The sequence below is a fragment of the Paenibacillus sp. CMAA1364 genome, assembly GCF_054373195.1.
Map to the genome: position 1 here is coordinate 23,416 of NZ_JBITNB010000014.1, position 23,065 is coordinate 46,480.

General features: G+C 40.5%; 23 protein-coding genes and 2 pseudogenes. 11 read left to right on the top strand and 14 right to left on the bottom strand.

What is annotated here, in order from left to right; translation table 11 throughout:
• The first annotated feature begins 22 nt into the window (after positions 1-22).
• From nagZ to ACH8E3_RS10200, 11 genes are all read left to right on the top strand, one after another.
• Complete coding sequence (gene nagZ / locus ACH8E3_RS10150; protein ID WP_458632518.1) at positions 23-1,618, top strand: beta-N-acetylhexosaminidase; 1,596 nt, start codon at positions 23-25, stop codon at positions 1,616-1,618.
• Positions 1,619-1,800: 182 nt separating this feature from the next.
• Positions 1,801-4,347: a hypothetical protein gene (locus ACH8E3_RS10155; protein ID WP_458632519.1), complete on the top strand. Its 2,547-nt coding sequence runs from the start codon at positions 1,801-1,803 to the stop codon at positions 4,345-4,347.
• 41 nt (positions 4,348-4,388) lie between these two features.
• Positions 4,389-5,108 (top strand): ABC transporter ATP-binding protein, encoded by a 720-nt coding sequence (locus tag ACH8E3_RS10160; RefSeq protein ID WP_458632520.1) that lies wholly within the window; start codon positions 4,389-4,391, stop codon positions 5,106-5,108.
• Positions 5,098-6,477, top strand: coding sequence for an ABC transporter permease (locus ACH8E3_RS10165; protein ID WP_458632521.1), 1,380 nt, complete (start codon positions 5,098-5,100; stop codon positions 6,475-6,477). The genes ACH8E3_RS10160 and ACH8E3_RS10165 overlap by 11 nt, the downstream gene beginning before the upstream one ends.
• A 29-nt stretch (positions 6,478-6,506) precedes the next feature.
• Entirely contained in the window at positions 6,507-7,592 is a 1,086-nt protein-coding gene (locus ACH8E3_RS10170) for an efflux RND transporter periplasmic adaptor subunit (protein WP_458632522.1), read from the top strand.
• Between the two features lie 28 nt (positions 7,593-7,620).
• On the top strand, positions 7,621-8,730 hold the full coding sequence (locus tag ACH8E3_RS10175; RefSeq protein WP_458632523.1) for a hypothetical protein: 1,110 nt from the start codon (positions 7,621-7,623) through the stop codon (positions 8,728-8,730).
• 104 nt (positions 8,731-8,834) lie between these two features.
• The gene (locus tag ACH8E3_RS10180; protein WP_458632524.1) at positions 8,835-9,038 is read left to right on the top strand and encodes a hypothetical protein; all 204 of its coding nucleotides are present in this window, start codon (positions 8,835-8,837) and stop codon (positions 9,036-9,038) included.
• A gap of 15 nt (positions 9,039-9,053) precedes the next feature.
• Positions 9,054-9,674: a hypothetical protein gene (locus tag ACH8E3_RS10185; protein WP_458632525.1), complete on the top strand. Its 621-nt coding sequence runs from the start codon at positions 9,054-9,056 to the stop codon at positions 9,672-9,674.
• Positions 9,675-9,806: 132 nt separating this feature from the next.
• On the top strand, positions 9,807-10,400 hold the full coding sequence (locus tag ACH8E3_RS10190) for a hypothetical protein (RefSeq protein ID WP_458632526.1): 594 nt from the start codon (positions 9,807-9,809) through the stop codon (positions 10,398-10,400).
• 54 nt (positions 10,401-10,454) lie between these two features.
• Complete coding sequence (locus tag ACH8E3_RS10195) at positions 10,455-10,697, top strand: hypothetical protein (RefSeq protein ID WP_458632527.1); 243 nt, start codon at positions 10,455-10,457, stop codon at positions 10,695-10,697.
• A 206-nt stretch (positions 10,698-10,903) separates the two neighbouring features.
• On the top strand, positions 10,904-11,410 hold the full coding sequence (locus ACH8E3_RS10200; protein WP_458632528.1) for a hypothetical protein: 507 nt from the start codon (positions 10,904-10,906) through the stop codon (positions 11,408-11,410).
• A gap of 182 nt (positions 11,411-11,592) precedes the next feature.
• Here ACH8E3_RS10200 and ACH8E3_RS10205 read toward each other — a convergent pair whose 3' ends face one another.
• The 14 genes and pseudogenes from ACH8E3_RS10205 to ACH8E3_RS10270 form a co-directional block, all read right to left on the bottom strand.
• Positions 11,593-12,318 (bottom strand): LutC/YkgG family protein, encoded by a 726-nt coding sequence (locus ACH8E3_RS10205; RefSeq protein WP_458632529.1) that lies wholly within the window; start codon positions 12,316-12,318, stop codon positions 11,593-11,595.
• A complete protein-coding gene (locus ACH8E3_RS10210) occupies positions 12,311-13,825 on the bottom strand; it encodes a LutB/LldF family L-lactate oxidation iron-sulfur protein (RefSeq protein ID WP_458632530.1) in 1,515 nt (504 codons plus the stop codon). The genes ACH8E3_RS10205 and ACH8E3_RS10210 overlap by 8 nt, the downstream gene beginning before the upstream one ends.
• Complete coding sequence (locus tag ACH8E3_RS10215; RefSeq protein ID WP_458632531.1) at positions 13,822-14,550, bottom strand: (Fe-S)-binding protein; 729 nt, start codon at positions 14,548-14,550, stop codon at positions 13,822-13,824. Before ACH8E3_RS10215 ends, ACH8E3_RS10210 begins: the two co-directional genes overlap by 4 nt.
• A gap of 16 nt (positions 14,551-14,566) precedes the next feature.
• On the bottom strand, positions 14,567-15,304 hold the full coding sequence (locus ACH8E3_RS10220) for an amidohydrolase family protein (RefSeq protein WP_458632561.1): 738 nt from the start codon (positions 15,302-15,304) through the stop codon (positions 14,567-14,569).
• A gap of 137 nt (positions 15,305-15,441) precedes the next feature.
• Positions 15,442-15,999: pseudogene (locus ACH8E3_RS10225) on the bottom strand (fumarylacetoacetate hydrolase family protein); the annotation flags it as partial.
• A complete protein-coding gene (locus tag ACH8E3_RS10230; RefSeq protein WP_458632532.1) occupies positions 15,980-16,108 on the bottom strand; it encodes a UxaA family hydrolase in 129 nt (42 codons plus the stop codon). The pseudogene ACH8E3_RS10225 and the gene ACH8E3_RS10230, both read right to left, overlap by 20 nt.
• Positions 16,109-16,127: 19 nt before the next feature.
• On the bottom strand, positions 16,128-16,430 hold the full coding sequence (locus ACH8E3_RS10235) for a UxaA family hydrolase (RefSeq protein WP_458632533.1): 303 nt from the start codon (positions 16,428-16,430) through the stop codon (positions 16,128-16,130).
• A 102-nt stretch (positions 16,431-16,532) separates the two neighbouring features.
• A complete protein-coding gene (locus ACH8E3_RS10240) occupies positions 16,533-17,306 on the bottom strand; it encodes an SDR family NAD(P)-dependent oxidoreductase (protein WP_458632534.1) in 774 nt (257 codons plus the stop codon).
• Positions 17,303-18,067, bottom strand: coding sequence for an IclR family transcriptional regulator (locus ACH8E3_RS10245; RefSeq protein ID WP_458632535.1), 765 nt, complete (start codon positions 18,065-18,067; stop codon positions 17,303-17,305). The genes ACH8E3_RS10240 and ACH8E3_RS10245 overlap by 4 nt, the downstream gene beginning before the upstream one ends.
• A gap of 198 nt (positions 18,068-18,265) precedes the next feature.
• Entirely contained in the window at positions 18,266-18,628 is a 363-nt protein-coding gene (locus tag ACH8E3_RS10250) for a hypothetical protein (RefSeq protein WP_458632536.1), read from the bottom strand.
• A gap of 66 nt (positions 18,629-18,694) precedes the next feature.
• Entirely contained in the window at positions 18,695-19,075 is a 381-nt protein-coding gene (locus ACH8E3_RS10255) for an acyltransferase domain-containing protein (protein WP_458632537.1), read from the bottom strand.
• Positions 19,075-19,221, bottom strand: a pseudogene (locus ACH8E3_RS10260) (glycoside hydrolase family 95-like protein); the annotation flags it as partial. The gene ACH8E3_RS10255 and the pseudogene ACH8E3_RS10260, both read right to left, overlap by 1 nt.
• Positions 19,222-19,276: 55 nt before the next feature.
• The gene (gene gshAB / locus ACH8E3_RS10265; RefSeq protein WP_458632538.1) at positions 19,277-21,616 is read right to left on the bottom strand and encodes a bifunctional glutamate--cysteine ligase GshA/glutathione synthetase GshB; all 2,340 of its coding nucleotides are present in this window, start codon (positions 21,614-21,616) and stop codon (positions 19,277-19,279) included.
• A 19-nt stretch (positions 21,617-21,635) separates the two neighbouring features.
• Complete coding sequence (locus ACH8E3_RS10270; RefSeq protein ID WP_458632539.1) at positions 21,636-22,979, bottom strand: MATE family efflux transporter; 1,344 nt, start codon at positions 22,977-22,979, stop codon at positions 21,636-21,638.
• Positions 22,980-23,065: the final 86 nt, after the last annotated feature.

Consider the following 23,065-nt stretch of genomic DNA (forward strand, 5'->3'; position numbering starts at 1 on the left):
AGTATAAGGTGAGTGATCAATAATGAATCTACACAATCTTACTCTGAAGCAAAAAATCGGCCAAATGTTTATCTGTGGATTCGATGATCTTGTACCAAATCATCATATAACGGAGTTGATTCAAGATCATCACGTTGGGGGTATCATTTATTTCCGTCGTAATATTGATGACTTAGATCAAGTCTCTCAACTATCATCTTCACTACAAGAGATTGCTATGGAATCTGATAATTTGCCCTTGTGGATCGCAATTGACCAAGAAGGGGGTATGGTGACCCGGATTGATCATAAGAAAATGAGCCGAATACCAGGGAATATGGCATTAGGTGCAACAACAAATCCTGAATATACTTATAAAGTCTCCACGATTAGTGCAGAAGAAATGATCGCATTAGGTTTAAACGTTAACTTTGCGCCGTGTCTAGATGTAAATAATAATGCACGCAATCCAGTCATTGGTGTACGATCTTTCGGAGAAGATCCTGACCTTGTATCCGAGCATGGAGCTGCAGTAATTAAGGCATTTCAAGATAAGAATCTATCCGCAGCAGCGAAACATTTCCCCGGTCATGGAGACACCAGCGTTGATTCGCACTTGGGACTAGCAGAAGTGCCTCACACGCGTGATCGGTTGGATAAGGTTGAACTCAAGCCATTTATTAGAGCTATTGAAGAAGGTGTGGATATGATCATGACGGCGCATGTCATATTCCCTGCAATTGAACCTGTACCGATACCAGCTACATTATCTAAAGCCGTATTGACCGGATTACTTCGTGAAGAATTAGGATTCGAGGGAATCATTGTGACAGACTGTCTGGAGATGCATGCTATTGCCAAATATTACGGCATAGCAGAAGGCGCTGTCAAAGCTATTGAGGCAGGAGCTGACTGTGTACTAGTAAGTCATACATTAAGTGATCAGATTGATGCGATCAATGCTGTCAATGAAGCCGTTCAAAGTGGAAGAATCGCTGAAAGTGTCATTGATCTGGCCGTAGATCGCATATTAAATTTGAAAGAAAAGCGTCTACAGCATATCAATATTACGAATCCAAAAGAGTTCGTAGAACGAGGACAAAAAGAAGAAATTGATCATTTGCTGTACGAAGTAGCATGCAATAGCATTACACTTGTCAAAGATAGTGGCTTGATCCCTATTGCCAAAAGTCAATCCGTTCTTGTCATATGGCCTGAGGTGCGGCAGGAGACGCAGGTGGATGAGCCTTGGACAGATGTCGCGACGTTAGGACAGACGTTAGCTAGTTATATTGATAATGTAGAAGAAATACGAATTAGTGCAACTCCAGTTGAAGAGGAGATCAATCACGTTCTTCAAGCAGCCACATCTGTTGATCAAGTTATCTTCGTTACGTATACATCGGGAAGTCAATTGCCTGCAGGGCAACGCGAACTGGCTGAAAGATTGACGACTCAACAATCTAATTTGATCGTTGCATCCACTCGTAACCCTTATGATCTTAATGATATTCCAGCTGTTCCTACTTATCTATGTTGTTATGAGAATACACCTTATTTCATGGAAGCACTTGCTAGTATTCTAGTAGGTAAGGATAAGGCAGAGGGAACTTTACCTGTCACTTTGCAAGAAAGTTAAGTCACTGTAAATACCTGTATATACTAGAACTCATTGTGATAATATGGATAGAGTCAAACAAAAGACAACGCATTATGCGTTGTCTTTTGTTTGATATATGCCTATATAGTTACAACTTAGATACTATTACCATTACTTATCCAATTATAATTAATCTAGTCATTTAATATGGAGGTATAACATTGAAACCATTCAGAAAATTATATACATATAACATTGTGCTCGCAAGCTCTCTTGTCTTTTCCCAAATGCCAGGATACACAGCATCAGCTGCTCCTGTTGCGACCCATTATACTGCGCCAGCTAAGCAAGTTATTACAGCTAGTGCGATTGGTAATCTGGGTTCCATTACACTTGGATCTCAATTTCGTGCAACATTAGTGGATGTGCACATCTGGCCACAAGAAGGCGGAAATATTCTAACCTATACATTGAACTATACGAATGGAAGCCATAAAAATACAACTCTGAACAATTACTTTTCTAGAGTCGCAACGCCATCAGGAACTATCCTACCTGGCAATCCAATTACGGAAGACATGACTAAGAAAAAGGTTAATCCGAAAGGTTCTGAACGTGTAACGTATTACGTTAATGTGGGGAAGACCAAATCCCTAAAAGGGTTAAAGATCCCCATGTATGTGTGGGATGCTAAAGTCAAAGGGTACCTAAGACATCTAGGCACATTCAAATTACCTACAGACTACTCTCCCGACATCGCGATTGGTAAAAGCATTCATACCACATTAAATAACAAACCTATCACGGCATATCCTAAATCGTTGCAATTCTATGAACTAAATGGCAAGAAATATGCAAAGGTAGGCGTCAGCCTAACGAATAAAGGTAGTACGATATTTGCAGAACCGGGATATATGTTATATTTGGTGTCCGCTAGTGGTACTTCGTTTGAACTTGCCTTAGATCGTTCTCAACTAAACTATAAGATACAACCCCAAGAGAATAAAGTGATCACCTATATGACGGAAATCCCTGCCTATATGAATACGAATCATATGAAACTCCAATTTGTTCGCAAGGATGAGACGTTGAAGCTAGAACTTCCCAAGATATCCTTTAACCTTCCTATTGCAACTACACCTGATCTTATCGTAGAAAAGGATATTATCAAGAAGATTATCATTAACAACAATACGATCGAAACGCAATTAAATAATGCAGTTGTGTATGAAGAGAATAATAAGGGAATGTGGTCTTTCCAGCTTCGACTAAAAAATACAGGTAATAAAACGGTCATTATGCCGAATTATGATCTAACGATCAAATCTTCCACAGGTAAGTTCTTCCCTGTACGTGCCAATGCGCTAAACGGTATGATTATGAATCCATTGGAAGAGAAAGTGATCGCGATTACGGCACAAATACCTTTAGAAGTAGAGCAGAAACAGTTACAACTACAAATGATAGAGAACGTATCGATAGATACTACGACCCCATCTACTGAGCAACCAAATACTACAATGCCATCATTACCTATTGCTTATTATCAAATCCCTTACCAACTTCGGTTGAACACTTTATCGGGACTCGATTATAGCACAACCAATTCATATGGAACTTTTGTCTACAATCTACATTCGGTTCAACGCTTCCCATGGATGGAAGAAGATTTGGTTGTAGCTAAATTACGTATAACGAACACGCAATCGGTCTCCCTATCCCTACCGGAATTGAAGGCTGCCTTACAATTGGATTATGATGACTTGTTCGCTTCAACAGAGATTTTTATGGATAAACAATCTACGGTCCTTGCACCAGGCAAATCTATGGATATTCATGTCATGACTAAAATTCCATATACAACGGATTTCAACATGATGAAGCTTAATCTTTACGCAATAGAAGAGAAGGAGTCTGTTCCATTTGTGACGTTATCCACCAATAGCACCACAGATGTTGTAAACAACATTACGCGAGGTGGATCTTTTAAAATAAGTCATGTAGGTAAGAATGCTACCCTTCAAGAGAAAAAGACTGTTGTATACAACAATGCTAACGCTAGCATTGCTTCAACAGAAGTACTCATGACGAATGATGAGAGAAGACAGAGTAGAATGGTACGACTTCAAGCCTACTATAAAACGGCAAATGGCGAATTCTACGAAGCTACTTCGAATCAACCAGAAACAGCTGTTAATCCTGGAGGCAAACAATTAATTACGTTCTCAGCTAAGCTTCCTAAGTCAGTGAACACCTCTGGTCTAACGCTCTATATCGGATCGGGGATTACGGGGAACAAATTAACAGAACCAGGACAATTGGCTACAGGCTTTATTAATATGGCATCGTTAGATCTTAATATATCTACTCCATCAACCAATCTGATGCAGGTTACACTTCATCCCTATACGTTATCTATCCAAAGTGCGAACGGTAGCATCAAGGAAGGTAGCGATACGATCAATATTGCTCTACATTATCATTTGTTCAAGGATGGTAATTACGATACGGGTAACTTCCAGCATAAGCTCATTCTCAAATTGACAGATCGCAACGGTCAGTCACAAGAGAAACCACTTGATCTAGGATCAGATCTTACGGAAGGAATGAATAATATGCATACGCTGTTCTTCAGTAACGATCGATATAAAACACTTATCGGTGGTACTTATAGATTAACGTTGTATGATGAAGTGCAAGGTGAACGCATTGAATTGGGAAGCCAGCAATACATCTTAACGTACGAGAGACTACCTGAGATAGAGTAATACATTTGGATTAATACTAAGTATAAGAAGGAGCAGTATGCATGTTACGAGTCCACAATATTACGCACACATTTAAGAATGGTAATGAATGGACCCCGGTACTTCATGACATTAACTTTCAAGTAAAACAAGGTGAAATGGTAGCTCTATTAGGTAGTTCCGGCTCTGGTAAATCTACGCTATTAAATCTTATGGCAGGCCTAATGAAGCCAACCGACGGGGAAATATACATTGCCGACCATAACATCGTGAAGATGAATGAGAATAAGCTCTCTGAATTTCGAAGACAGCATATCGGATTTATTTTTCAAGCCTATGAGCTTATTAGTAGTCTAACGGTCCGAGAGAATGTTGAAATGCCTTTGGTATTCCAATCGATTTCACCTGCTATACGCAAACAGAAATCCCTCGCATTATTAGAGAAGGTAGGTATTCCGGATAAAGCAGATGCTTTCCCATCACAACTCTCAGGTGGTCAGCAGCAACGTGTCAGTATCGCGCGATCTCTCATTACAGAACCGTCCGTTATCTTTGCAGATGAGCCTACAGGGAATCTAGATTCCAAGACGGAAGAGGAAATCATCAGCATATTGCTACAATTGAATAAGACAATGGACACGACCTTTATCGTGGTTACGCACGAAGCCGATGTTGCCGAACAAATGCAGCGGATCTTTGCACTAAGAGATGGTTATCTAGTAACTGAGAAGGATGTTTCTCCCTTATTGGTAACTGGTGGGGGGACAAGTCATGAGGATTAGTGATATTTCTCGTCTCGCATGGGATCAGATCAGACGGCGAAAGGTTGTCACAGGTCTTTGTATGGCAGGAATATCCATCGGATGTGCTGCCATTATTGTCGCCTTAAGTGTTGGTGAATCTGCGGAGAGCTATTCAGAACAATCCATGAACCAATTCTTTAAAATGGATGAAATCACTGTGACACCTAATACTGGCGTGCCTTCTCAAGGTGGTAGTGGTGGAGAATCTGTAGAGAAGGATCTTCTTGATCCTGGAAGATTAACTCAGCAGAAGTTAGATATTATCCAAGGCTTGAACCATGTAAGTGCAGCTGCCCCATTTCAAGAATTAGGCCATGTGCAGATGTATACCATTGATAATAGAGTCGTAGATATACAGGTCATAGGAACCGATCTTCATCTACTTACCAAGTTTGATAAGTCCTTTAAGCAAGGAGGACCTTCCGATCTCTCAGGGATGGTCGTTCTTAATTATGGTGCCACCTTAGGTTTGATGGATGCCGAGACGAAGCAGAAGATATTCGATGGGTTCAACAACGATCCTTTTAACGACGAACTAAGGCAACAATATGATAGTCTAACTCTCATACCTTCTGAGTTGTATCTGCAACAGATTCAACTGCAAATGGTGGACTATTCCTCTACCAATGGAGAGACTCATAATAGCAGTTCGCTTACGGTGAGTGGGGTGCTGAATAAAGCGTCAGGTGTTGATGATATGATGGCTTCTTACGACAAGGTCATGTATGTCTCTATTGAGACGGGAGAGCGATTAATTGAAGAATTGAAGATTCAGAATGGTGAATCCGGCCAGGTGGGAGCCTATAACTCTTTAATTGTAAAAGTAGATTCTACCGAGAATATCGTGCCGTTGGAGCAACTTATACAGAAGTTAACTTTAAACACGAGTTCGAATCTATATCAGAAAGAACAGCTTGCAGAGACCTTTGATGTATTTAAAAAGGCTGCTTTGGGCGTAGGTATGTTTATTTTGATCATAGCCTCTATTTCCATTATCGTTGCCATGACCATGTCTACTTATCAGAGACGACGACAGATCGGTATTATGAAAGTACTCGGTGCTAACATGGGCCAAATACGTAATATGTTCATTACAGAAGCCGCTTTACTTGGGCTATTGGGTGGCATGTTGGGAGTAGCTATTTCCTATCTCATTGTATATGGGATCAATCGGCTCATTGGTACCTCTGCCGGTCTAGATCCGAGTCAAAGTATGAAGATATTTATTCCTATAATGTATCTTCCAGTGGGTATTGCTTTTGCCTTAATGACTGGGGTATTATCGGGGATTTATCCAGCGATTAGTGCTTCTAGAACAGATGCATTGACAGCTATAAAAAGAGATTAGTTATTCCAAGGTGAGAGGAAGACAAATAGATGAAGAAGAAATTGAAATGGATTATTATCGTCATTGCCCTTCTAGTTGTGGGTACAATCCTATTTATCACACTGAACAAGACGGATGAACCTATGGAACCGATGGATACTCTAGAAGCCATCCCTTTTGAAGTAACTGCAGAATTAATAACCAAATCGGTTCAAGTGAAAGGGAAGTCACAGTATGAACAGGAAACACTCGTCTACGCCCCATTCGCATCTAAGGTAACGGAGTGGAAAGTAGAGAATGGGGGCCAAGTAAAAGCTGGCGATATTTTGTACATACTAGATCAATCCACATTAAAGAACGAAATTGCATTGCAAGAGGCAACGAATCGCAAAGCGAAGTTAGAAGCGGAGCTAAATGAGTTCCTAAGCCAACAACAAGAAGACGAGGAAGTCCTTGGTGCTACCGAAGCGGAACGTTTAAAAGCACTTGCAGCCAAAGAAACCGCACGGTTAGGTGATGAACTTAATAAAATGAACGCCGATATCCAGAAACAAGAGCTTGATGAGAAAAAGGCTAAGCTAAGAACGGCAATCTATAAAGCCCCTGCAAGCGGTATTTTTCTTTATGACAGCTCTAAAGAACGTCCGCAATCCGTAACAGATAATCAATACATTGGTAAAATTGTAGATCTGAACAAACTGGAATTCATTGCTCTTGTCGGAGAACAAGATATATTTCGCATTGTAGAAGGGATGAATGTTCAAGTAAAGATGACTGCACTCAAGGAATTAGAACTATCGGGAAAGGTAACCAAAGTATCCAAATTCGCAGTTAGCGCTGCGGGTGAGAACAATGCAAATCAAATTCCTCAATTTGAAGTGGTGATCTCTCTTGATCCGAATGAGAAATTAATTGGTGGACTCAGCCTAAGTGGGGAGATCGAGACACTCCGCAAAGAAAATGCTACTGTCGTGTCCAGTATTGCTGTAACACGTGAAGGAGATATAGCCTATGTGATGTTGGATATGGGCAATGGGCAATATGAGCGAAGAGATATCGTGATTGGTCTAGAAACGGGAGATAAAGTAGAGATTCTATCTGGTGTAAATGTTGGAGATACTGTAGTCATTCAATAGAAAATCTCTACTTAGAAGGAGAGAGTTCATGGCAGAGCCACTTAAAGATATGTATAACGAAGCATTCCTGCACCAATTCGGCGCTAAGGTACACCGTGTGTGCGACCCATTCGATACCGAAGCATTTATTGCTTCAACGATGGATGCTAGCTGGGATGAATTGAAGCTGAAAGAACGGATTCGTAAAATAACAGAAACACTTGGTCATTATCTACCCGCACGGTATGAAGATGCCGTAGAGATATTGTTCGCCATTGACGAGACATGTGTTGGATTCCCCTATTTATTCTTTCCAGATTTCATAGAGAGGTACGGACAGGCGGAGGAACATTGGGAGTTATCTATGCAGGCTTTGGAGCGATTTACTTCTAAATCATCTGCAGAATTTGCAGTGAGACCGTTTATAATACAATCACGAGAGCGAATGATGCGTCAAATGATGGCATGGGCGGAGAGTCCAAGTGAACATATTCGTCGTCTTGCAAGTGAAGGATGTCGTCCTCGGCTGCCATGGGGGCAAGCATTGACCATGTTCAAGCATGATCCCACAAGCGTGTTGCCAGTTCTTGAGTTGTTGAAGGAAGATACATCCCTATATGTTCGTAAAAGTGTAGCCAATAACTTAAACGACATTGCCAAAGATCACCCTTCGGTTGTCATTGATATTGCGCACCGCTGGTTGGGATATCATCCACATACAGACTGGATTATTCGGCATGCTTGTCGAACACTCATTCGCAAAGCAAATCCAGAAGTGCTTGCCATATTCGGTTATGCGAATACGAGTGAAGAGAAGTCCATCGTGGCATCCGCTTCCTTATCCGTAGATCCGAGTGATCTGTCTATTGGAGATTCCAGTGAGCTTCGCTATGAACTTCATATAGAAGAAGGGGAAGAGGTTCGCATTCGTATCGAATACGGGATCGACTTCGTGAAGGCGAATGGGAAGACTTCCCGTAAACTATTCCTTCTAAAAGATAAATTCGTGCCTGGGGGTTCACATATCCAGGGTATTCGAACACATCGTTGGGCAAATTTATCCACCCGTCGTCATTATCCAGGAGAACACCGGATCGTACTTACCGTGAATGGTGTTGAAGTGGCTCATGATGTCTTGCATCTTCATGAAAGTGATTAAGAATGGACTTCTTGAGCACGATGTATTGATTTTCAGCGTATTATGAATTAGGGTATAGATATAGCAACAGTTGGAAAATCCCAAAGAAAAAGGGAGTGTATTTTATGCGTGAAATGAACTTAACTGATGCAGTTCGTGCAAGCCATAATCGGGATCGTATGAGAGTAATTAAGACTAGCGCTTCCCGAAAAATACGACCTGAAGATGAGATGATCATACTTATGCAAAGTGCAAGGAATCGATTCAAAAAGTCTGTAGCATCTGGACAGATTACAATTGTTAACAAGCGTGAATGGACGCTTCGTTAAGGATATGGGTGATGTATGTTTAAATACTTAGATTCTGAAGAAATGAAAATACGAATTCAGACAATCAAAAAAAAGATTACAGAGTTAGCATCCGATCCATCAAAAAGTAATCTGAAAGAGTTCTATGTCATGGGTTTGATTACCCCTGTACTAGATGATCTAGGTGCTGATCCTGCGATTATTGTGGGAGGACATGCTGTAGAACTTTATACTTCAGGTAGCTATAAAACTGCAGATATAGATCTTGTGATGATTAGAGACGATATAGCACGTGCTTTATTTGATCAATTAGGATTTGTCCGAGAAGGCCGATTTCATTATGTCTTGGAGATGGATATACCTATCGAAATACCATCTAATGACCTAGCAGGTTCCAAAGATCGAGTAGTGAAATTAAAAACGCCTGATGGATATTGCTATGTGATCGGCGTTGAAGATTTAATTATGGATCGTCTAAATGCAGCCGAATTTTGGACTGATGCTCGTAGTCTCGAGTGGGCTCGATATCTAATGTCCAGTCAATTCGATAGTCTAGATATAGAATATATGAAGAACCGTGCTAAGGAAGAAAGTCCGTTATTATTAAACCGTGTAGAACTGGAATATGCCTGGGTAAAACAAAACATGAGAGATTAAATGAATTATAATATGTTCACAGACAAGAAGAAATAAACTTTGAAAGCTGATCATACCCCTGTCATGTAGACCGATGAAAAAGCTATGCAGTTAGCGCGCGAGTAAACAGGCGAGAACATAGGAGTACGAAATATGAAAAAGATATTATTGGTTTGTATTATGATAATGTTGATGCTAACAACGGCTTGCGGAGATGTTGAAATGACATCAAATCCGAATACTTCTAGTGAGCCTAAACCTGAAACGGATAAGTCTATTATTCCAAAAAACACATCCGAATATTGTACGGTAGAACGTATAAAGTTAGATAGTGAAACCGAAAAATATTTCTATGGAACTTGGAAAGTTGAGAAGCTTTTGGGATTTTCAAATTCATATAATGATGCTTCTGAACATCCAACAGGGCAAAAATTTATTGGAGATGAAATTATAATCAATAAAGACTTTTTTTCATCAAAAGGACTAAAAAAATATAAGGAATATCAATATGAACTAAAAAATCCATTATATGAGATTACAGACACATGCTATAACTCTACCTCTTTTTATAGATCATATAAAATAGATATCCCAGACTTAAATATAAATGATGTATTAAAAGCAATAGATATAAGTGACCCTTCTACAAAACTTAGCATACCTGTAAGTGTAAGTTTTTTTGTTGTTAATAACGATAGGCTTATCTTGTTATCAGAGGCAACTATTTTTGAGCTTAAAAAAAACTAGATAATAATACATAACGTGTGAGAGGCTTTATTTAAGTGAGGGATGAATGGACAGATGACTAGGAATAGAATAATTCGTATAGGTCTTTTAATTCTCTTTATCATACTCTTAGGGGGAGCGGTAATCTACGGGATATCGGAGCAACGGAATAAGCAAACAGCAGGAAGACTTGGAATGGATTATGTGCATAAGGAATACTCGCAGAAGGATCATTTGAGCATCACTGCGGTATGCCATCCCTTTTTTGGGAGTGGGGGATACCAGGTCGTACTTAAGGATCCCCACGGGAAATCTTAGTATCTTATTCTCATGTTGGGAAAGGACAGCACCTTAATATCTGTAGATGATCTGACGGAAGACGTCCGGCAAGGAAAATCCGTCTTTCCGTGCCGCTCTTAAGCCCGATTGATGTTATATCGCAAGCTGGCGCATAAAAAACGGTATCTTCTTCAATTAGTGACGAATATACATGGTTTAATTATGTTATGGGGGTGTAACATTCAATGCGATTTAGTATGAAAAAAAGCATATTAATACTAAGTGTACTAATCTTTGGACTGTTGATTTATGTTTTATTTAGCGGGTATATGTATTCAAGTAGTTATTATAAACATGAGCATATTAAGGGAGTAGTTGTAGGAATTTCTGACAACAAGCCCGGTAAAGGGTCAACTCTTCTACAAATTAGAACCACGGATGAACAAGAAATTGCTGAAGTGATAGGGCTCTTAAAAGACAGAAAAGTCATTAAATTATTTCCTAACATAGGGCCAGTAAAAAATTATACCATTGAATTTTTTGATATACGAATTGAGTTCATTTCAGATACTAATTTAACTCTTGAGTACCATATTCTATCTACCGGGCATGTTGAAGTTAAAAAGGGGTTGGGAAAGTCCTCAAATACTTTGATTTTCGGTGGCAGCAGCAAGAAATGGTTTAATGAAATAAAGGATTTGTTTGAGGAGAAAATACAAAATCCACTATGGATTAAATCCGAGCAGGAGTAAAACGCTTGTTCACCGTTTTACTCCTGCTTTTGTATACTTCTTCACAAAACCCGTATTTTGTACATATGTACTTAGCTAGCTGTCGGTAGCTTTAGTAGCTTCAAAATGATTTATATGTAACCTCCTATAAAAAGAATCGTTCAACAACTCCGTTGAACGATTCTTAAATCATGTTCACACCTTCAACCCACAATTACAGCAAACACGATACCAGGTCCATGTACCCCAATGGTTAGATCATTCTCAATATCTGCCGATCGGCTAGGACCCGAGATGAAATGAATACCAGCAGGGAGTTGATCCCTTCTCATCTCATCAAATGTAGTTAATACTTCACCTAAGCGAGTCCTAAATCGTTCCAATGGGATGATCGCGATCAGTGCGGTTGGTAATAGACTAACGGATCTTCCTTTGTCTTCTGAAGATACCACAACGATCGAGCCTGTATGTGATACGGCATAGTCTGCCATCACAATCCCGATATCCGCCTCTGCGGCTCGAGCAATCCAATCTTCATCGTTCCCTCTATTCCACTTCGATACTACTACATTCTCTAACTTTTCTTTCAGTTGAAGATGATTCAGTTCAACCTCATTCTGATGAATCATATATCGCGCAGATAATTCAGTTGCTTTGCTACATATAAAGGACTGCACTTGTTGCATATCAGATACTCTTTGTACATGCCCACCTGCGGATTCGAAATTATCCGTGAAATGTTGAACTTTTTCTTCAGATGACCATTCGAAAGATTGCCAAAAATCGGGTGCCCCTCGAAAGGGATGTGGCGGAGCAGTCGTAAGACGTGGATGCCCTAATCGTCCGGCAATCCCCTTCATGAATTGCTCCTGTTTTGCACGGGATTCCAATTCCATTTGTGCCAACCACGCTTGATGTGTCTCAGTCATGATCCTTCCCTCCCACTTCCCTATTCTTAACAATTTCATCCATCCGTTTGGAGACCAATGGATCCATTTCTTGTAACCCGTGGCGAATCTCTTCTTCCATCGTCCCCCACTGATTACGAAAGGATTCCTTAGCCAGGCTTGGAGCGACACGATAGTTGTTCCAGCCTTTTAATGGACCCAGCTTCGAGGTGATCTCTCCATCTCTCACAACAAGTCTCTGCGCTAGCTTTCCAATTTTCAAAGCGTTCTCATACCGTTTTGAATTAGACATAATGGCAGCGAAGCCACGCATTCCGATGGACTCTATTTTATCTCCGAGGCCTCGTTCAACCTTGCGTCTACGCAAGTAAATCAACATATCATGTAATGGTATTTTAACCGGACAGGCTTCATAACAAGCTCCACAAAGGGTCGATGCACTAGCAATGTCATCCCATTGGTCAATATTCTTATTCAATGCAGGTGTTAATACGGCTCCGATCGGACCGCTATACGTCCCACCGTACGCATGCCCACCAATATGACGGTACACTGGACAGGCATTTAGACAAGCTCCACAACGAATACAGTTAAGTAGTTCCTGAAATTCTGGATCCCCCAGTTGTAAAGAACGACCGTTGTCTAGAATAATAATATGCATCTCATCTGGACCATCCCCATCTTCCTGTCTCCGAGGTCCGGTAATGCCCGACATGTACACCGTTAACTTCTGCCCTGTAGCGGAGCGTGGAAGTAGTGTTGCCATGACCTCTAGATCACGCCAGGATGGAATAATCCGTTCCATACCCATTAATGTAATTTGTGTTGAAGGTACGGTGGACACCATTCGTGCATTCCCTTCATTTTCAAATAACACCATAGAACCTGTCTCGGCAATCGCGAAGTTACATCCCGTCATCCCAATATCTGCTTCAAGGAACTTCTCTCGTAATTTCTTACGTACGAACCCAGCCAGTATGGCGGTGTCAGGGGGTAACGTCTCTCCCGCTTCTTTGGATAAAAGATCAGCAATCTGATACCGATTCTTATGAATTGCAGGAATGATAATATGAGACGGCGTCTCTCCAGCCAATTGAATAATATATTCACCCAGATCACTCTCCACGACATCCACACCAATGGATTCAAGTGCCTTATTCAAATGGAGTTCTTCTGTGACCATCGATTTAGACTTCACGACAGACGATGCCTTTTTTTGCTCAGCAATAGCAAGTGTGATCTTCACGGCATCTTCAGCCGTATCTGCAAAATGGACATGAACGCCATTCAATCTAGCTTGGTTCGCGAATTGATTCAGATAATAATCTAGATGAGCAATGGTATGTAGTCTGATTTGTCGTCCCTGTTCCCGCCATTCCTCCCAATTTCCAAGATCATCTGAAGCTTTTCTTTTTCCATCACGTAATCGTTCGGTCGTGAATTTAACAGCCTTTCGCAGAAAGTCATCATTTAAAGCAAGCTTTGCACGCCCTTTGACATTCGTTCCTTTGATGTCTGTCTTACTCATGCATGCTCCACCCCTTCATATAGCAACTCGGCTAAATGCATCACACGAATTGGCTTATTGCGATAACGTAGATTTCCTGCAATATTCATAAGGCAAGCCATATCTAGACCGACAAGCACTTCTGCTTCACTTTCTAACACATGATCCGCCTTCTCTACCACCATAGCGCCAGATATATCCGACATTTTAACAGCAAAGGTTCCCCCGAATCCACAACAATCCTCGGCAAAAGGAAGAGGTAAGAGTTCCATTCCTTTGACATTCCTCATGAGCGTCATCGGTTCTTCCTTAATCCCTAAAATTCGGCTCCCATGGCATGATGGATGATAAGTTACTTTATACGGGAAAGTTGCCCCTACATCAGTAACCCCTAACACTTGGACGAGAAACTGAGTGAACTCATAGGACTTCTTCTGTAACCCCTCCGCTTTAGCAAGTAAGATCGGATCATTTTCAAATAACTTTGGATAATGATGAAGCATACCTATACATGAACCTGATGGTGCGATGACGAAGTCACTATCCTCAAATGCTTCTATAATCGTCTTCGCTGATGCTCGTGCTTCTTCCCAATAACCACTGTTGAAAGCAGGTTGTCCGCAACAAGTCTGCATAGTGGGAAAGTGAAGAGCGACACCGTATTTAGCCAATAACCGAGCCATAGCTTCTCCAATTCGAGGATACACAGCATCACTGATACATGTTATGAACATACTTACCTTCATCTGTCACACCTCACTTTCAGACCTTTTCTACTAATAAAGATTGTTCAAATCTTGTTTCTAATTGATAAAACCGAATTGCATTATTACCAAAAATATCTTCTATCCGTTGATCTGTCAGCTCATTTGGTAAATTGTGAAGTAAAATGTCGACAATCTGATCATAACTTGCTGCAAGTAGACAGACTGGCCAATCACTGCCAAACATGACCCGCTGCAATCCGAATGCTTGGATCGTATGCTTCACATAAAAGCTAAAATCGGAATCTACCCAGTTCGACATATTCCCTTCAGTAACCATGCCGGAGAGTTTACAATACACCTGCGGATATTGTGCGACCTCCGTAATCCATTCTTGCCAAGGTGAGATCACCTGCTTGGAAATCTGTGGTTTACCAATATGGTCAATAACCGCATTTAAATGGGGTACAAGTTCAAGCATGGTTAATACAGCAGGGAATTGCGTCACGTTAATCAATAAATCAACAGGAAACCCTATTTCCTCTAACCATCTTAAATGATGAATGACTAGAGGATTATGCAGGTATTCCATAGCATCTATACTTTGAAGCATTAAACGAACGCCAATAAAATGAGGATCTTTACGGAGCTGTTCAAATGTTTCCACGAAATTTCCCTGCTCAAAATTCAACCAACCCACTACCCCAGCTATAGAATCATTCGTCTCACACAGACTTAGAAGAAATTTAGTCTCAGCAACGCTCGCCGCTGCTTGAACAACAATGGTTTGCGTGATGCTATGACTCTGCTAAGTCTTTAGGCAGGAAATCTCGATACAGTGTAGGAACCTCTGGCGTAAGCCATCAGTAATCCTGTCGATCTAATTGCCAATAATGCTGATGTGCATCTATCCTCATATATTTTAAACCTCGCTATGAGTCGATTCGTCAGCTTACCTAACTTCTCAATCTCAATCGTAACGATGTCTCCATCCTTTAAGTACACCTGCTTATCTTCTGGATAACCGAGAACGACGCCTTCGGGTGTTCCTGTCAGAATAATGTCTCCAGGTACAAGTGTCATATGTTGCGATATATAGCTCACGATCTCATCACAATGGAAGATCATATCCGATGTATTGGAATGCTGGCGCACCTCTCCGTTGACCGTACATTTAATATCCAGATCATTCGGATTTCCGAGTTCATCCGCCGATACGAGATAGGGTCCAAGTGGAGAGAATTTATCGCATGACTTGCCTAACAGCCATTGCTGTGTTCTTAGCTGTAAGTTCCTTGCAGACAAATCGTTCACGCTACAGTAACCAAATACATGGCTAAGCGCGTCCTCTTTCGTAACATACTTAGCCGTCTTTCCGATCACGATGACGAGCTCTGCTTCATAATCGACCTTCTCCGTTAATTTGGGAAGTGGAATATCGTCACCATGCCCAGTTAACGTATTGTTGAACTTATTGAATAGAATTGGGTACACTTCGCGCGATAGTATCAGCAACATGATGTGCACATTCAACGGTATACATGACTGCTACGTGATTACGTATTCCGATTCTTCCATCCGCTCTCTTGTATCCTTTCATTCTCGCTCACCCCCGGAATTTATTGCTTCGATTGATCTGTGATCTGCTGCATACTCATTAGATTATGCAAATGGATGTGATCACCTGCATGAATATCTAATATCGCCATACCGATCGGAACACCATACTTGTATACCTTTTCACCTCTAGATATGAACTTTAAGGCAAATTTATGCCCGAACTGTATGTTGTCTCGCAACGTGATTGAAGACCCTTCCGTCATTTCAAAAACAGAATCTTTGCTAAAAGGCTCAAGTACCGTTGCCACGTTATCATGGGTATGCAAGATAATGGCTCTGCCGCCCTTCTTCACTATATCCATAGTCATCTTCCTTTCCATTCAGTTTCTATTGTGCATAGCCAAACACTTTAAAGCGCTTTCACAATCTCGTATACCGTTTCCTGTTACAACTCTTGCGGGTATTCACGCATTTTTTCCGAAAGTAACACCTCCATCAATATACAGAGGAGAACCCATCATAAATTTCGAATCATCTGAAGCTAGGAATAGTGCAGCTTGAGCAACATCCTCAGGTGAGCCCAGCTCCTCACTAAGCTGGCGTTTCTTGATTGACGCAATCGCAGTTTCTGGATCATCATAGGATGTTTTTAAGTAATTTTCTACAAAAGGCGTTAGAATTGTACCGGGTAAAAGGGCATTTACACGGATATTATATCCCGCGTAGTCCACTTGCATCGACTTCGTCAACGCTAATATGGCTCCTTTGGTTGCCGAGTAGGAAGCCCTTCTCGCGAGTCCGATTTCTGCGACGCATGAGGACATGTTGATGATATTGCCAGATTTACGTGTCATCATATGCGGAATCACATATTTGGATGGTAAGTATACACCTCGAATGTTGACCTGAATAACCCGGTCCCAAGCATCGGGCTCGATTTCATGCAAGGCTCCTACGCCACTAATACCCGCATTGTTGAAGAGCACATCAATGTGACCATACTTTTTAATAATTTCATTTACCATCTGTAACACAGATTCGGGATGGGTCACGTCGGCACAGATGAAATGCCCCTTTCCTCCAGAAGCTTGAATATCATTCACAGTTTCTATTCCTTTGACTTCATTAAGATCATTCACGATGACTGTTGCACCTTCACGGGCGAACAGTAATACCGTGCTTCTTCCGATACCGGAACCGGAGCCTGTGATTAAGATGATTTTATCTGCTAATCTCAATTATGTTCCCCTCCTTGGAATTGGGATAAACGACTTGCCAAATGGCGAATCTCCGTCACCGCGACATCCTTCTTTTTCACCCAGATATGCTGTGGCATGGAGCAGCTCACTGCTGCAATGGCTTCACCTGATTGAGATATTATGGGAGCAGATACACAGCTGAACCCAACGATCACTTCTTGCTCGTCGAAGGCAATCCCCTCATCGGAAATTTCTCGGAGTTGTTTAACCAAATCTATCTTCGTTTTCAATGAATACTCTGTTGCAGCTGTTAATTCTTGAAGCGGATACAATAAATCAAGGTCCTTTTCATCTAAGAACGATAACAGCACTTTCCCCAGCGCAGTCACATGAGCAGGGAACTTCATCCCTGGACCGGAAGCCAATCTGACCATCGTTGGTGCTTCCTCTTTAGCTAAATATAACACTTCATTCCCTTCAAGCTTTGCAAGTTGAATGGTCTCCTGAAGTAGATCTCTCGTCATGCTCGCTTCTTTATGGAACGACGCGATTATATCCTGACCTTGCGTGTAAGCATTTCCCCATCTCCCCGTAGCAGAACCAATACCATATGTATCATTTGCATCTCTATTAACCCAATCAAGAGCTTCCATAGTATGCAGAATGGAATACATAGAGCTCTTGTGGATTCCTAGCTGAGAGGAGAGATCAATTAAACGATATTTACGAGGTTTTTCGGATATAAGACGTAGAATCCCATCTGCTTTCTCCAAAGCAGGTACCCAATATTTTTTGTCCATACAACCACCCTTATACATTATACAAAACCTAGTTTTTCCTACAAATCAATTTTACTACTATACACGTATTTTAACAATCTTATTTTTAAAATAAAAAGTTAAGAACCCCTACGCAAAATACATGTTGCATAGGGGTTCTATCGTCGCACAGCTTATAGATCAAAGATGAATACAATAGCACTTCTGGCGATCATATCGTTATCTATTTAATTTGATCCCATACCCGCTTCCCAACTTGCTGCCAGCCATCAAATATGCTTTTGCATGGCGTTGCAACTGAGTGTTCTCTTCATACGTACTGGGATTATCACTTTCTTTACTGAAGATTCTTTGCTCCGCTTCCTTTGAACTCTTATCAACATCATAAATATAGAAATGACTTTGAAACTGTATAATATTTGATTCCGGGTTCAGTATGTCACTTAGATCGGAATCTAGTAGCCATGAATGACAAATAAATACGGGAGAGATCCCTCTGAAAAAAGCTCTGGCTAATTCAAATGATTCTTCCACGGCTTCTGCTAACAAAGGTTCTCCCGTTGGGATATGAACGTTAAGCACAATTTGACTTTTAACGATTCTACAATCATGAACGACGATATCACGATCACAAGAGATAGGCTGAAATTACAATCTTCCCAGACGGAATAAACGAAGCTGTACATGCTCTTGAAGCCAATGATATTCTTCTATCCCATATTCGCCGAAATCACGCATACATTGCATACACCAAATCTGAATATCTGAGAATGTATCGAAATAAACCTCATCATCTATTTTTCGAATGCGATACTCTTCATAAGCATCTACTGAGAACCGCACAAATAAATACAGGAATAACTTCCGATAGCCTATCTTTTGTTTTGCTGAATCAAAAAAGGACCATCTGTCCAAATAAAAACGTTGTTTATAAGCAAGGTATTCTTCTTCCTTCATCTGGAACTCATTTACCTGTTCTTGAGCAGCAGGATCAAGTTTAATCCCTTCACAGAATCGTGTGATGTTCATTAATGTGAGTTCCTTCCTTTCTCGTGTGACTTTAGTATACAACGGCCTGCGCACTCAGACCATATCGAAACCTCCAATAACTTGCTGTTACTCCAAGGCATATTCACGGTATATCTGTTTCTTGCTCGCAGTCCTCTTACGATACCCTCGCGCCAGGTTCTGCACTATTTATAAATTTATATTATCGTACCATCCGGTCAACTATCCAGTATTCTTACCAAACAATAGATCAAGAATTACTTCATCTGCTTTTCGATTTTCACCTTTAAAAGGATAGCAGTGAATATGAATGGCCGGATTAAAATTGATTTCAATAATACTGTAATTGTTGGACGTTGCTTCTTGTTCAACATCGTCAATCATCATATCTACACCACATATGGTTGCATCTGCCGCTTTAGCCGATTGAATGGCAATATCCTTATAGCTATCTGGAATGTTGTCGGTATAGTCAATGCTGTCGCCACCTGTACTAATATTCGAGTTCTCCCGCAGATAGATGATTTCACCCGATTGCGGTAGATCGCTCCAGCTATGGGAATGATTCTTTAAGAACATCTCTTCTGCCTCGCCTAATTGAATCTTTTCTAGTGGTGTCTTATACCCCTGACCTCGGAGTGGATTTTCATTCTTCTCATGAACAAGTTGCTCTATCGTGTGAACTCCATCCCCTTCGATATTGGCAGGAACTCGATGTAGAATCCCAACCACTTCATCTCCCATCACAAGGAAACGATATTCTTTACCTGTCATGAACTCCTCTAGAAGGACCGTACGGTCCTGTTCAAAAGCGATTTGGAAAGCCTTCTGATAGTCTTCTTTGGAGAATTCCTGATTAAAAATGGTGATGCCCAATCCGAAGTTCGTTGATTTGGGTTTGATTACAATGTTTTGACCTCGAAATGTTTCATATGCAGACATTGCCTCTTCAAGACTCTGAAAGGTCTCGCCCTTAGGTACTCTAATCCCTTGTTCTGCAAGGACCTTCTTGGTTACGACCTTATTTTCCATAATCAATACCGTACTGTACGAATCCAACGATGTCTTCGTAGCTTGCTTTACATATTCTTTTTGACCCGCTTGTGTAAGCAAAATAAAGTTTTCTTCCCGATCCATCAGTGTGAACTTAATTCCTCTTTTAACCGCAGCCTTTAATAGCAACTGTGTGGATAATTCCAGATCTTCATATCCTATGAAACGATAACTATTCTGAGCACTTTCCTGAGTATATTGTTTGGCTTTCTCTAAATGATAAGCTAAATATGATGATTCTTGAATTTTAGACTTCAATATAGAAGCGTAATTCAACTCAGGATGACTAATTTTCTCTTTTTCATCATTCAGAATATGTAGGAATTCTTCATTCTTAGGCATTAATAGTCTTACTATTTCTTGCATCTCTTCTATACAGGCTAAAGCCTTCTCCTGCATCGTTGTAGATTTATCCACTTGATCGTGCAAACGACCTGTTATGCCCTCCGTGATCAGTTGATCATGATTCATGTCTGCTATCTTTTGATCTTCTACACTGAAAGTCTCGTCATTCTTCAGTAGCATAAATAGGATGAATAAATGAATGAATTTCATCTTGTCTTTACTGATTCCTATTTTATAGAGTGGATTCAAATCAATAAATCGCAGTTCCAGATACGCCACGCCATCTTCTTTAAGCTCTTGTAATGGATCATCACCAATGGCTGTTTTTACTCGGACTGGACTATAGAATTCCTTCACACTCAACAATTTCTCGGATTGAATTAATTCGTTCAAATCTTGAACATAATCTTCCATTGAATGGAAAGAAACGTATAATGATTTTTCATTGCGATACCCACATGGACTATTGCGAAGCGAGTTCATATTTGGGAAATAAAAACTATCTCTATCTAATGGTTCTCCCAAATCAACACATCGATCAATATATGTCTTATCAAATACGGGGCTTGCGCCGGTCAGATAGATGAGAAACCAACGGTATCGCAATAGGTTACGTGCTACTTTGAAGTAAAGGCCATCTTTGAACTCTTTAAAACCTTCCTGCTCACCTTTTAACACATGTAATTTTCGAAGAAATCCTTCATCAAATGAAAAATTATAATGGATTCCACTTAATAATTGTCTTTTACGACCATACTTGTCCGCTAGTTCCGATCTATAGTTGTCTTCAATCGGATCATTCATCTTGGCGATCGGAATTTCATGATCTTCAGGTAGTTTAGGCGGATTACTACTTGGCCACAAATATTCATCCTTCAATTCCAAAGTAACGATATCTTGCAAGGCTTCCATGAACTGATACATCTCATCAATTGAACCGAGTGCTGGCGTGATCATCTCAATCTGGCTCTCGGAGAAATCAGTTTGAATATATGGGTTTTCCATTTTATTTCCAAAAGCCTTAGGATGCGGTGTGAGCGCAAGTCGTCCTTTTCGATCAACCCTCACATTTTCTTTTTCCAAGCCAAATTGACCTTTTAAAAGATCATGATTTAACTTATTGTCGTTCAGCTGTTGTATAAGTTTATAATTTAACATGGTCATTTGAACTACCATCCTTTATTTAAGTATTTAATTGTGGTTCATTCATTGTGCGTAGCGTTCGCTTGAACCAGAAGACAAGAATGATTCCTTTAAGAATGCTGGTCAAGGCAATCGACATCCATACCCCGTTCAGTCCGAAGGGTTCGGATAATATCAACGCTAAAGGTATTCTTAATGCCGTTAATAAGATACTAAACATGGGTGGAATATGGGTTTTGCCAATACCATTAAAAGCACCAACAGTCATCAGCTCCAAGCACATAAACATTTGAGAAACACCAATGATACGCATATAATTCGCGCCTAACGCTAGACTCTTCGAATCGGAAAGAAAAACTGAAAAGAGTTGTTGCGGAAATAGTATAAATATCATCGATATGATGACACCAAAAACAGATGTCATGAGCAGAGCCTTGTGATAACCCTCCTTCATTCTATCCATGCGATGTGCTCCATAGTTCTGTCCAAAGAAAGCAACGATAGCGCCTTGCAGTCCACCAATGGTCATATACGAGATCGATTCGATTTGAATGCCAACTTTTTGAATGGCAATCGCATCAGCACCAAAACGAATAATAATCTTCGCAATGATGATAGATATGATCGTAAAAGTTACCCGCTGGATCGTAATAGGAATCCCTATTCGGATGACTTCTTTCATTTGATGCGGATTCCACCGAATTGAATTAGAAATCAATTGCGAATTCCTTGTTTTGAGGATAAATAAACTGGTCACCAGTATATTTGCTATGAGTGTAGCGATTGCAGCGCCAGATACACCCCAACCTTCAAAACTACCTAATCCAAATATAAATAATGGATCCATGACGATATTGAAAATAAGTCCGACGGTAAAAATTTGAAACGGCTGTTTGCTATTTCCCATTGCATTAAGAATGATAGCATACAACATATTTATTATTGAAAATACAGTTCCGATTGTAGATATTACCAAAAAATTCTTCGCCATCTGTTCAACTTCATCACTTCCTAGATCAAAGAAGCCAATCAGTTGATTACGGCTTAACATGATAAAAACCATATACACTAGTCCTAAGCCTATCGACATGATCAGACCGTTCGTAATATACGATCTTGCCTTATCCTGCTGACCAGCCCCCATACTATGGGAGACTTTAATACCTGTCCCCATTGTGATCATGGTTGCTAGGCCAAGCGCTAAATTTATAAAGAAACTTGCCGTACCTATAGCAGCGACGGGCCCACTTCCGAGTCTCCCTACCCATATCATATCGACAAGACCATAGGTAGTTGAGATGAAATTGGTTGCAATGATAGGTATCGTCAATTTCATTAACGTACTCATAATAGGTCCTTGGGTTAAATCATTTGTACCTAACATAGCGTATACTCCTTATTTGCCCTAATTTAGAAAACCAACCACTACTACTTAAGAGCGTAAACTATTATATGTATATAGATACATAG

Coding starts and splice junctions, on each gene's coding strand:
- nagZ (WP_458632518.1), top strand. CDS start 23: ATGAATCTACACAATCTTACTCTGAAGCAAAAAATCGGCCAAATGTTT.
- ACH8E3_RS10160 (WP_458632520.1), top strand. CDS start 4,389: ATGTTACGAGTCCACAATATTACGCACACATTTAAGAATGGTAATGAA.
- ACH8E3_RS10165 (WP_458632521.1), top strand. CDS start 5,098: ATGAGGATTAGTGATATTTCTCGTCTCGCATGGGATCAGATCAGACGG.
- ACH8E3_RS10170 (WP_458632522.1), top strand. CDS start 6,507: ATGAAGAAGAAATTGAAATGGATTATTATCGTCATTGCCCTTCTAGTT.
- ACH8E3_RS10175 (WP_458632523.1), top strand. CDS start 7,621: ATGGCAGAGCCACTTAAAGATATGTATAACGAAGCATTCCTGCACCAA.
- ACH8E3_RS10180 (WP_458632524.1), top strand. CDS start 8,835: ATGCGTGAAATGAACTTAACTGATGCAGTTCGTGCAAGCCATAATCGG.
- ACH8E3_RS10185 (WP_458632525.1), top strand. CDS start 9,054: ATGTTTAAATACTTAGATTCTGAAGAAATGAAAATACGAATTCAGACA.
- ACH8E3_RS10190 (WP_458632526.1), top strand. CDS start 9,807: ATGAAAAAGATATTATTGGTTTGTATTATGATAATGTTGATGCTAACA.
- ACH8E3_RS10195 (WP_458632527.1), top strand. CDS start 10,455: ATGACTAGGAATAGAATAATTCGTATAGGTCTTTTAATTCTCTTTATC.
- ACH8E3_RS10200 (WP_458632528.1), top strand. CDS start 10,904: ATGCGATTTAGTATGAAAAAAAGCATATTAATACTAAGTGTACTAATC.
- ACH8E3_RS10205 (WP_458632529.1), bottom strand. CDS start 12,318: ATGACTGAGACACATCAAGCGTGGTTGGCACAAATGGAATTGGAATCC.
- ACH8E3_RS10210 (WP_458632530.1), bottom strand. CDS start 13,825: ATGAGTAAGACAGACATCAAAGGAACGAATGTCAAAGGGCGTGCAAAG.
- ACH8E3_RS10215 (WP_458632531.1), bottom strand. CDS start 14,550: ATGAAGGTAAGTATGTTCATAACATGTATCAGTGATGCTGTGTATCCT.
- ACH8E3_RS10230 (WP_458632532.1), bottom strand. CDS start 16,108: ATGAAAGGATACAAGAGAGCGGATGGAAGAATCGGAATACGTAATCAC.
- ACH8E3_RS10235 (WP_458632533.1), bottom strand. CDS start 16,430: ATGGATATAGTGAAGAAGGGCGGCAGAGCCATTATCTTGCATACCCAT.
- ACH8E3_RS10245 (WP_458632535.1), bottom strand. CDS start 18,067: ATGGACAAAAAATATTGGGTACCTGCTTTGGAGAAAGCAGATGGGATT.
- ACH8E3_RS10255 (WP_458632537.1), bottom strand. CDS start 19,075: ATGAACATCACACGATTCTGTGAAGGGATTAAACTTGATCCTGCTGCT.
- gshAB (WP_458632538.1), bottom strand. CDS start 21,616: ATGACCATGTTAAATTATAAACTTATACAACAGCTGAACGACAATAAG.
- ACH8E3_RS10270 (WP_458632539.1), bottom strand. CDS start 22,979: ATGTTAGGTACAAATGATTTAACCCAAGGACCTATTATGAGTACGTTA.